The sequence below is a fragment of the Psychrobacter sp. AOP5-GZ1-6 genome (genome assembly GCF_052376345.1).
Taxonomy (GTDB): Bacteria; Pseudomonadota; Gammaproteobacteria; order Pseudomonadales; family Moraxellaceae; genus Psychrobacter.
The window spans coordinates 1-10,205 of sequence record NZ_JBQSVP010000113.1 but is presented as its reverse complement, the minus strand read 5'-3'; the positions used below and the strand labels follow the sequence as shown (position 1 = coordinate 10,205).

At 40.7% G+C, this 10,205-nt stretch carries 9 protein-coding genes; 4 read left to right on the top strand and 5 right to left on the bottom strand.

What is annotated here, in order from left to right; genetic code table 11:
• Positions 1–114: 114 nt before the first annotated feature.
• A complete protein-coding gene (gene argA, locus ACT3RN_RS12280; protein WP_192520054.1) occupies positions 115–1,437 on the top strand; it encodes an amino-acid N-acetyltransferase in 1,323 nt (440 codons plus the stop codon).
• A gap of 123 nt (positions 1,438–1,560) precedes the next feature.
• Here the strand turns inward: argA and ACT3RN_RS12275 are convergent, their stop codons facing one another.
• Entirely contained in the window at positions 1,561–2,292 is a 732-nt protein-coding gene (locus ACT3RN_RS12275; RefSeq protein WP_192520055.1) for an FKBP-type peptidyl-prolyl cis-trans isomerase, read from the bottom strand.
• 463 nt (positions 2,293–2,755) lie between these two features.
• On the opposite strand from ACT3RN_RS12275, the gene ACT3RN_RS12270 reads away from it, so the two are divergent.
• On the top strand, positions 2,756–4,408 hold the full coding sequence (locus tag ACT3RN_RS12270) for a mechanosensitive ion channel (RefSeq protein ID WP_192520056.1): 1,653 nt from the start codon (positions 2,756–2,758) through the stop codon (positions 4,406–4,408).
• Positions 4,409–4,715: 307 nt separating this feature from the next.
• Positions 4,716–5,384: an SDR family NAD(P)-dependent oxidoreductase gene (locus ACT3RN_RS12265; protein ID WP_192520057.1), complete on the top strand. Its 669-nt coding sequence runs from the start codon at positions 4,716–4,718 to the stop codon at positions 5,382–5,384.
• A 104-nt stretch (positions 5,385–5,488) separates the two neighbouring features.
• On the opposite strand, the gene ACT3RN_RS12260 is transcribed toward ACT3RN_RS12265, so the two are convergent.
• From ACT3RN_RS12260 to ACT3RN_RS12250, 3 genes are all read right to left on the bottom strand, one after another.
• The gene (locus tag ACT3RN_RS12260) at positions 5,489–6,181 is read right to left on the bottom strand and encodes a lysophospholipid acyltransferase family protein (protein ID WP_192520058.1); all 693 of its coding nucleotides are present in this window, start codon (positions 6,179–6,181) and stop codon (positions 5,489–5,491) included.
• A gap of 97 nt (positions 6,182–6,278) precedes the next feature.
• Positions 6,279–8,165: a DNA topoisomerase IV subunit B gene (gene parE / locus ACT3RN_RS12255; protein ID WP_192520059.1), complete on the bottom strand. Its 1,887-nt coding sequence runs from the start codon at positions 8,163–8,165 to the stop codon at positions 6,279–6,281.
• Between the two features lie 110 nt (positions 8,166–8,275).
• Positions 8,276–8,908 (bottom strand): YqiA/YcfP family alpha/beta fold hydrolase, encoded by a 633-nt coding sequence (locus tag ACT3RN_RS12250; RefSeq protein ID WP_192520060.1) that lies wholly within the window; start codon positions 8,906–8,908, stop codon positions 8,276–8,278.
• Positions 8,909–9,095: 187 nt separating this feature from the next.
• On the opposite strand from ACT3RN_RS12250, the gene ACT3RN_RS12245 reads away from it, so the two are divergent.
• The gene (locus ACT3RN_RS12245) at positions 9,096–9,356 is read left to right on the top strand and encodes a DUF1289 domain-containing protein (protein WP_192520061.1); all 261 of its coding nucleotides are present in this window, start codon (positions 9,096–9,098) and stop codon (positions 9,354–9,356) included.
• A 94-nt stretch (positions 9,357–9,450) separates the two neighbouring features.
• Here the strand turns inward: ACT3RN_RS12245 and ACT3RN_RS12240 are convergent, their stop codons facing one another.
• Positions 9,451–10,143, bottom strand: coding sequence for an SH3 domain-containing protein (locus ACT3RN_RS12240; protein WP_192520062.1), 693 nt, complete (start codon positions 10,141–10,143; stop codon positions 9,451–9,453).
• Positions 10,144–10,205 lie beyond the last annotated feature (62 nt).

Genomic DNA, 10,205 nt, shown 5'->3' with positions numbered 1-10,205 from the left:
ATACAACTGAAATAAAAGATAGCTCATAACGGCATTTTTTGCTATGGTAAATCTTTAGCGATAAGCATTTTTTGCTACGCCCTTTTTCTTATTCTAACGACTACTGCTCCCATTATGACTACTAGCGCCATGCCCCAAATTAACCCTGAATATGTTCAGTGGTTCCGCAACTCTGCTCCATATATCAATACCCATCGTGGTAAAACTTTTGTGATTATGTTTGGCGGTGAAGCGGTCAATCACGTAAACTTTAGCACGCTTATTCATGACTTTGCCTTACTACATAGTTTAGGAATCAAGCTAGTACTGGTGCATGGAGCGCGACCGCAAATCGAAAAAAACTTAAAAGACATGGATATCGAGTCTCCACTGCATCAAGACATTCGGATTACGCCAAGAGTAGCAATGCCTGCTATTTTGCAAGCAGTAGGTGCTATCCGCTTACAGCTTGAGGCTCAGCTATCAATGGGGCTTGCCAACTCACCAATGTACGGCTCTCGCATTGATGCTATCTCAGGAAACTTTGTCACAGCGCGTCCTTACGGTATTCGTGATGGTGTCGACTATCAGATGACAGGTGAAGTGCGCTCTATCGATGTTGAAGCCATCAAAAACAACCTATTACACGATCATATCGTCATTTTAGGCTCTATGGGTTATTCAGCGACTGGCGAAGTTTTTAATCTACTGGCCGAAGATGTCGCGCTAAATACAGCGGTAGCTTTAGGTGCTGATAAATTAATATTCTTAGGTGAAGAAGCAGGCATCAATGATGATGACCGCCTATTGCGTGAAATGATTCCAAACGAAGTTGATCGCTTTTTACGTGATCGCGATTTAAACTGCGAAATCAATTATTTCTTAAATTGTGCGAGTTTGGCTTGCCGCCAAGGTGTCCATCGCACACATATCATCTCCTATGCCAAAAATGGTGCCTTATTAGAAGAACTATTCACTCGTGACGGCTCAGGCACCCTTATCAGCCATGATCCTTACGAAGAAATTCGCCGTGCCAATATTGATGACGTAGTAGGACTGATCGAGCTGTTATCTCCGCTAGAAAAGCAAGGTATTTTGGTCAGCCGCTCACGCGAACGTTTGGAACAAGACATTGAGCATTATAGTGTCATTAAGCGTGATGGTATGATTTTGGGCTGTGCAGCCCTTTATCAATTAGACAGTGATTCTGCAGAAGTTGCCTGTGTTGCCGTACACCCTGAATATCGGAACGGTAGCCGCGGTGCTGATTTGCTCGCATTTTTGGAGCAACAAGCCCGCAGCCATGGTCTACACAAGCTATTTGTATTGACCACTCGCACAGCACATTGGTTTGTTGAACAAGGCTTTGCCGAAGTTGAAGCATCTGCATTGCCCGAGTCTCGTCAAGAGCAGTATCATAACGGCCGAAATTCTAAAGTTTTCCAAAAAAACTTATAACAACAATGGTGATGGATGTTATTAAATAACATCCGAAAGCCCCAAACGCTAGCCATAAAAAAGCCCTCTTACTTTAGAGGGCTTTTCTTATTCAATATGATACTTAATCAGTATCAATACTTATTATTTTACTGACAACAACTCAACCGTAAATACTAACGTGCTGTTAGGCTCGATTCCTGCATTACCTGCTTCGCCATAAGCGATATCTGACGGGATGTAAAACTCATATTTACCGCCTTCTTTCATCAACTGTAGACCTTCTGTCCAGCCAGCGATGACTTGATTTAATGGGAATTCAATTGGCTCACCGCGCTCATAAGAGCTATCAAATACAGTACCATCGATCAACTTACCTTCGTAGTTTACTTCAACCACGTCAGTTGCTTTTGGTGATTTACCAGTACCTTCTGTTACTACCTTGTACTGCAGGCCAGAAGCCGTTTCTTTGACGCCTTCTTTTTTAGCATTTTCTGCTAAAAAAGCTGCACCTTTGGTTTTATTCTCTTCAGCTTTTGCTTCCATATCTTTGACAAATTTTTCTTCTTGCTCTTTTTGATACGTCGTCAATACTTCTTGCATTTGCTCTTGAGTCAATGCTGAGTCGTTACCTTCATAACCATCACGAAAGCCTTTTTCGAAAGTATCAAGATTTAGGTCACTGACAGCCTCTTTATTACCTTCAGCCATCATAAAACCTAAGCTATAGCCCACTTTTTCATCTGCTGAGCTTTGCTCAGTAATTGAAACGCTTTGAGCTGCAGTCTCTTGACTGCCATTATTTGTGCTACAGCCTGTTACTAACAACATAGCGCTAGCAAGTGCACCAACACTTAACGTAGTGATTTTTTTCATAAAATACTCTCAAATTGTAAAAATAGTGGCGAGATGTCACATTTTTCTATAATAGCAAAACTTAGTTTTAGTAACCATGTTTAGAATAAAATTATCGGGTGAATGTATAATCTATGTTAATATTCATTCACATAATAACAAGTTATCACACAAATATAGTAACAAGTTAAGCATTGTGTCTTTAAATCTACTGGTTCATCAGCTATGCTAAATTAGCTAAGATGATAAGCAATCAAGTATCTGCTTTATCAAAAAACATCTAGGTACCAGTAATAAAGCCATAAATATAAAGCAAACAGGTACTTTTTGATAAGGCTATTTACGCGAAAACCATAACATCATCGCATAGCTTACTTTGAAGAACACTATTTACTATAACCATCTATATATTGGCTCCGCTTAATAATAACGGTACTCATAGTATCGTTTGGCAGCTGTTATATGATGATTAAAGGAGGATAACATGAATCCAATGTACACATCTTTTAACGGCTATCTGGGTGGCCCTATCGGCTCCATTATCGGTGCTATTTTAATTTTTATTATTGGTTGGCTAGTTGCACTTGGCATCGCGGCTTTGGTACGCAACGTGCTCTCTAAAGTCAATCTTAACCAACGTATGAAGTCTTCAACGGGTAAGGCTTACGACCTAGAAGGTATTTTCTCCAAGGTTGTATTCTGGTTTATCTTTATTATCGCTATTTCAGGAGCGCTAAATCAACTAAACTTAAACTCCATTTCAACTCCATTTGCAAATATGGTAAATCAAGTCTTAGCATTTATTCCTAATTTGATTGGTGCTATTGCTGTTGGTCTTATTGGTTGGGTCGTGGCTACCGTTGCACGTACAGGTATCAATACTGTACTGTCTAAAACCTCAATGGATGAACGTTTAAGTGCTCAAGCTGGCGTTAAACCAATGAGCAGTACAATTGCTGACATAGTTTATTGGTTCATCTTACTAGTCGTTTTGACCATGGTGCTTGGTAAACTACAGCTTGATGGTTTATTTGCACCACTAACTAATATGGTTGATAAAATTTTCAGCTTTATACCTAATATTTTGATTGCAGCAGTTGTCTTTGTTGTTGGCTACATTATCGCTAAAGTAGTACGTGGTATCGTAACCAATCTAGTTGCTACTTTTGATATACAAGCAATTGCTTCAAAAGCAGGTTTAAGCGAAAAAAATAGCCTACCCAACATTGCTGGTTCATTAGCATTTTTAGTAATTATTATTCCAACGATTATTGCCGCATTAAATGCGCTAAAAATCGAAGTAATTGCTCGTCCTGCGACGAACATGCTGAACAAAATCATGGAAGCATTGCCAAACATCTTTATGGCAGCAGCTATCTTAATAGTGACTTTCTACGTCATTCGTATGGTCGCCAACATTATCAAAGGCCTGATCGAAAACACTGCAATCAACCAATTGCCTGCTAAAGTTGGTCTAGAAGAAGCCATGGGCGACAAACAAGTTTCTGACTTGGTTGGTTGGGCAATTATTTTCTTTGCTATGTTATTTGCCTCTATCGCAGCGGCCGATCTATTAGGTTTCGAACCTATCTCAGCCCTCATCACGATGTTTATCGCTTTTGGTGCCAACATTATCTTGGGCGCAGTTATTCTATTCATCGGCTTTTGGCTTGCCAATATTATTGCTAGTGTTGTTGAACGCTCTGAACAAGGTTCACAGTTCTTAGCAAACATCGTACGTGTACTGATCATGGGTCTAGTACTTGCCATGGGTCTAAAAGCGATGGGCATTGCTGACTCTATTGTTAACCTAGCATTTGGTCTAACATTAGGTGCTGTAGCTGTAGCCTTTGCTCTATCGTTTGGTCTTGGTGGTCAAGAAGCAGCAGCTCGCTTCTTGCGCAAAATGCAAGACAAAATGGATGAAGAACAAACTGAAGCAAAAGCGAAGTCTACACTTGAGCCTAGCGCATCAACTGAAGATAAAGTTGCTGAAGCAGTTCGTGACAACACACCAACCGCTACAAGCACACCAACTAATGACGTGCATACAGATGTAGTTGATACCACTTCTGTCAATACTGACGATATCAGCAATGATGGTAACGTGTTACTACCTGGTAGCGACGACAAATAAATAGCCTATTATTCTTAAGCCTTACATAAAAAAAGACAGCCTAGGCTGTCTTTTTTTATGGTGACTATGAAGTTGGACACAGTTACAAGTGTTTATTATTGAGAGAGTAGATTCTAAGGTATTGGATTTCTAATCATAAGTACCATGAGATACAGTCGCTTTCATGGTGATGAGTTGTTATGATGATATCCAAGTCATATCGCTTATGTGCAGACTCATAGACAGTGCATCATGCACAATGACGTTTGTAGTATAAAGCCCTAAAATTTATTTAACGACAATCATATAATAACAAGGATTGAACAATATGAAGCGCTTTAAAGAAAAGACCGTCATCATAACTGGAGCTGATTCAGATATTGGTCGTGCAACCGCACTTAGGTTTGCACAGGAAGGGGCTAACTGTATTATTGTTGGCATTAGTTCCGATATCCTAGAATATATCTATGAAGACCTGCCACAAGACCATACCTGGATTAATACAGGCAATCATCTTACTGTAACCAGTGATGTGAATGACCCGAGTCAGACAGCAAGATTGATAGAGCATGTACTCGATAAATACGAGCATATTGATGTGATGGTCAATATAGATACTGAAATTGGCATTCACCAGGCAGCTATTCCAGAGCTGATTAAAACTCAAGGTAATATTGTTAATGTCTCAACGCTGACTGATATCCCAGTAGATTGGGATATTGATACTTATAAAGCTGAACAGCGTAACTTGACTGATATTACAAAAAAACTGGCGTTAGAAAATATTCCAAATAACGTACGTATTAACGCAGTAGCAGCAGGCTTAGTCGCGACAGATAACAGCTCTAATCCTTTTGTTGCGCTCTCTCCATTAGGAAAAACCGCCACACCCTTTGATGTGACCGCCGCCGTTATGTTTTTGGCTAGTGAAGATGCTGCCGTTATCACTGGTATGAACCTACCTGTCGATGGCGGGGTTAGCACATTCAATAGCTAATAAGCTTTTGGATAGCACCAATACGTATCACTATCAATAAAAGCCCCCTAACATCATTATGTTAAGGGGCTTTTATTTATGTAGGAACAGCGCATTTAAATGGCTTATTTGGCTGAGTTATTGATGTCTTGTAGCGGCTGTGATAACCGTTCAGGATGTTTGGGTATTACACCCTGATACTGCTTATAAATTTTTGGCAGATCCGTTTCGATATCACCAGTAGGATGAACCAGTGTCATAAAACGTATTTCTTTAGTGTTGTAGTCCATAGCCACTGGTAAAATCGGTACGCCAGCACCTACTGCTAAATAATAAAAACCTGTCTTCCAACTTTCAGTATATTGACGTGTACCTTCTGGCGCTAACCCTAAAAACAAAGGTTCGCCTGTTTTAAACTTATCAATACTCGCTTGTAGCACCGAGCCTTTATTGCCACGATCAATCGGAATGACTCCCATCCAGCTCAATAGCTGAGCAAATAATGGCACTTTAAATAGAGTATGCTTACCCATAATGCTAATTTTTAAATCTAGGGCGAATAAGCTGGGTATCGCATAAACCCCATCAACATTTGACGTATGGGGTAAGACTAACACAACCGCTTGTGGAATATCTGGAATCTCACCAACTGTACGCCAACCTGACGCTTTTAACATTGCTGAAGCAATCATTGGGGCAACTTTATTACCACGTCTTGGCACGTGCTCACCCAGCTGTTTTTTGCTGAGCTTTGGCAAAATTTTAGAGCGTTCAGTCGCAGAAACTTTCTTTGCGCGATTAAAAAACTTTGATGTCATGACGGCACCACATAATAAAAGATGCCTATATCATAACATTAAGCTTATGCTGCTAAGTTGAGTTTTATAGCATTTTATGACTCAATAGCTGATTCATTTATGAGATATCAGCCAGATTTCCTTTATTCTCAAGCCAAGACTTACGGTCAGATGCACGTTTTTTGGCCAATAGCATATCCATAATACTACTGGTCAGCACCATGTCATCCATGTCTAGCTGAACCAAACGTCGAGTATCGCGGTTCATCGTTGTTTCACGTAATTGTTCTGCGCTCATTTCACCCAAGCCTTTAAATCGGGTGATTTGTGCCTTTTTATTACCCGGTACATTAGCCAAAATATGCGCAAGTTCAGGCTCATCTAACGCGTAATGAACCTCTTTACCGACATCCACACGGTATAATGGCGGCATCGCTACAAATAAATGACCCGCGTCAACCAATGCAGGAAAATGCTTCACAAATAACGCGCAAATCAATGTCGCGATATGCAAACCATCCGAGTCCGCATCCGCTAAGATACATATTTTGTCATAACGCAGCTCAGACAAATCATCGGAAGCAGGGTCCACCCCGATAGCAATGGCAATATCATGAATTTCTTGGCTCGACAGCACAGTATCTGACGACACTTCCCAGGTATTTAGAATCTTACCACGTAGTGGCAATATCGCCTGATAATGACGATCACGCGCTTGCTTAGCACTACCTCCTGCAGAATCCCCTTCAACTAAGAATAACTCTGCGCCATCACGCAAATCACCACGGCAGTCTGCTAGCTTACCCGGCAATGCTGGCCCCTGAGTAATTTTCTTACGGGCGACTTTTTTGGCAGACTTTAGGCGGCGACCTGCTTTATTGATCGCCAACTCAGCAATCTGCGTGCCCATGTTTGCGTTTTGATTTAACCATAGGCTAAACGCATCTTTCGCCAGCGTTTGCACGGCGCCAGCAGCCTCGCGGCTAGACAGACGCTCTTTGGTTTGTCCAGAAAACTGCGGCTCAGAGAACTTAAGAGATAAGATGTAATTAACCCCATCCCAGACGTCTTCTGCGGTTAGCTTCACACTACGCGGTAGTAAATTATGAATATCACAAAACTCACGCAATGCTTCTAAAATACCCGTGCGTAGGCCATTAACATGCGTACCACCTTGAGCTGTCGGAATAAGGTTTACATAGCTTTCTTGAATTGGCGTTCCACCATCAGGCAACCAAGATAATGCAAAGGTAATGGCAGCTCGTTCGCCAGCTTTCGCATCGTAATTATAATAGAACGGTGCTTCTGGCAGTGTTTCAAGACCGTCGAGTTGCTCATTTAAATATTCCACAACCCCATCGGTAAATTGCCAAACCACTTTTTCGTTATTAATCTCATCGACAAATTCAATCGTCAATCCAGCGGACAACACGGCTTTGGCCTTGAGATTATGTTTGAGCTGCTTAACATTAAATTTAGGCGTATCAAAAAAGCTACCATCCGCCCAAAAATGCACTTTGGTACCACGCTTACGCTTGTTCGAACTGACCGATTCAGTCAACGGCGTCACTGGTGCACCATTCTCAAACGCCATATCAAACTGTGTACTGTCACGCCATACGGTGACTTCCACACGCGTCGATAGCGCATTAACGACAGAAATACCTACGCCATGCAGACCGCCTGACACTTCATAATTAGAGGTAGAAAACTTACCACCCGCATGCAAACGTGTCAAAATCAGCTCAATGCCTGATTGATTAAACTCAGGATGGATATCCGTGGGCATACCGCGACCATCATCTTCGACGGACAACGACCCATCACTATATAGCTGAACTTTGATCGTCTTAGCATAACCCGCCAATGCTTCATCAACTGAGTTATCGATGACTTCTTGCGCCAAATGGTTGGGGCGCGTGGTATCAGTATACATACCTGGGCGACGACGTACTGGCTCAAGTCCCTCTAGGACTTCTAACGACTGCGCATTATATTGACTCACAAATGCATCCTTAACTGTTCATGTGCGTTTAATTCTATTAAACCATTATAACGAAAAATAGCGACAGTAACGTCAATACTCAGTCACTTACGTCATATAATGTCGTCTATTTAATTCTGTAGCAAATGCTGTAGCGTCTTGATGACCATAGGCAGCTGTTCGTTGAAATCACTAAATCTATGATCGCCACCCTCTTGCAAAGTGACCCTTACATCAGACCCTCTATAAAAATCTCTTGATAAATAAGGATTCAGCAGCTCATCTCCTTCTTTGATCAAGACAGCCATTTTATCAGGGTGATTAATCACTTCTAAAGGATGCGCGGCAAACCATTGCAAATCTGAGTGAGTAATATTCCAACCGCCCGCTGTGGTATGTAGAATTTCATTGTTTAACGCATCACCTTCGTTATCAGTATTTACTAACAATTCATTAGCAAAACGCTGCAACGTAATATGCGGCTGAGTACTGGGGTTTAATAATAACGCCGCACAGCCTGTATGATTGCTAACTAGCGTAGAAAAATAACCACCTAACGAGCTGCCTACCAGCACCGTTCTAGCTTCTCTATTTAATTCAGTTACCAATTTGACCAACTGCTCAAATACTTGCTCAGGAGCGCTGTTAAGATCAGGGCGATATACGCTGATATCAGAATGATACTGCTGGCAGTATTTTTCTAACAGCACACCTTTGGTAGAGTTCGCATCGCTATCCAGTCCATGAATATAAATAATGTTCACGTATAATCTCGCTTATTAATTTTGTTATGATTGCTTTATATAGATACTAAACACTCAGCATAGCATCCACTCCATAAAAACAGTAATAATAAAACGGCACACTATTAGTCAATATTTACGACATAATAAAGTTAAACAGTGGTTTTATGCAGGTCAAAGGAATGACGGTAGTCATTATGGAGGAGTCATGAATCAACAGTTTGAGCTGTTCGAGATTGCCAACCCATGTATTGGTCTTTGTCAAAGCAATAAAAAAGGCTATTGCTTTGGCTGCTTGCGCAGTCGTCCTGAACGTCAGCTATGGCATGATATGACCACAGAGCAGCGCCGTGAGGTACTGCGACTGGTCTCTGGACGTAAGCGGCGTATCGAGCAGATGAAACAACGTAAAAGTGAGCAATTGGGGTTCGAGTTTGAGGAAGAAATTGAGATGGGCGAGTTGTTTTAGAATGTTTATATTCATCTCTTAAAATTTAATGCTGTGCTATACATCTGTGGAGCATAGCGGAATAATTATTTTATAGTAATACCTTGCTAAAGCGCTACCTAAATTTGGCAAGATACCTTGAAAAAACCCAACCAGTAATTTCGGCACCTGTTTCAGGATCGTGCCACTCGATTAAAGTCCAATTTTTACGTTTTTCAATTATCAATACTGTAGAAGAAAAATATAAGCATCCAATTGGTTTTGATTTAGTTGATGCAGAGGTTCTTACATTCAAGATATCAACTGATACATATCTTAGTGAAAGTAATAACTGTCTGTCATCAATGACTGAGTTCGCATTAGCTTTTAACTCTTTTTCTAGAGCCCTTTTATCAGAATTTAAGTATGACTTGACGTTATGATCTACTATTGGATTTAGAAATGATGCAATCACGATGATTATTAACGGATATATAAAGCATATCAATATTCTCTGAGATAAGGGGTCTTTTTGTTTCCGTATTTCGTTAACTAAATTATTTATAGACTCTTCTAACGAGTTTGTTTTAGCTATTGATGAATCATAAAATATTTTATTTGATAATTCTTGAAGCGCTGTAGCAGTAATACGTTTATCATCTAGCGTAACCGTACCTTTGCTATCTATTTCTATGTTGGACTGTACTTCAAACGCAATCTCCCTCATTGATTTTAGAGATGCGCTATTAGCTACAGTATTCCGTATCTCTGCAAATGGATTAGATATCCGCATTAGAGATGCTCGTAAATCTCTAATAGGGTCTGACATTCGCTTCTACCATCGACTGATATGCCCATTTACCGACAGGTGCATCTGAGCTTTAGGAAATA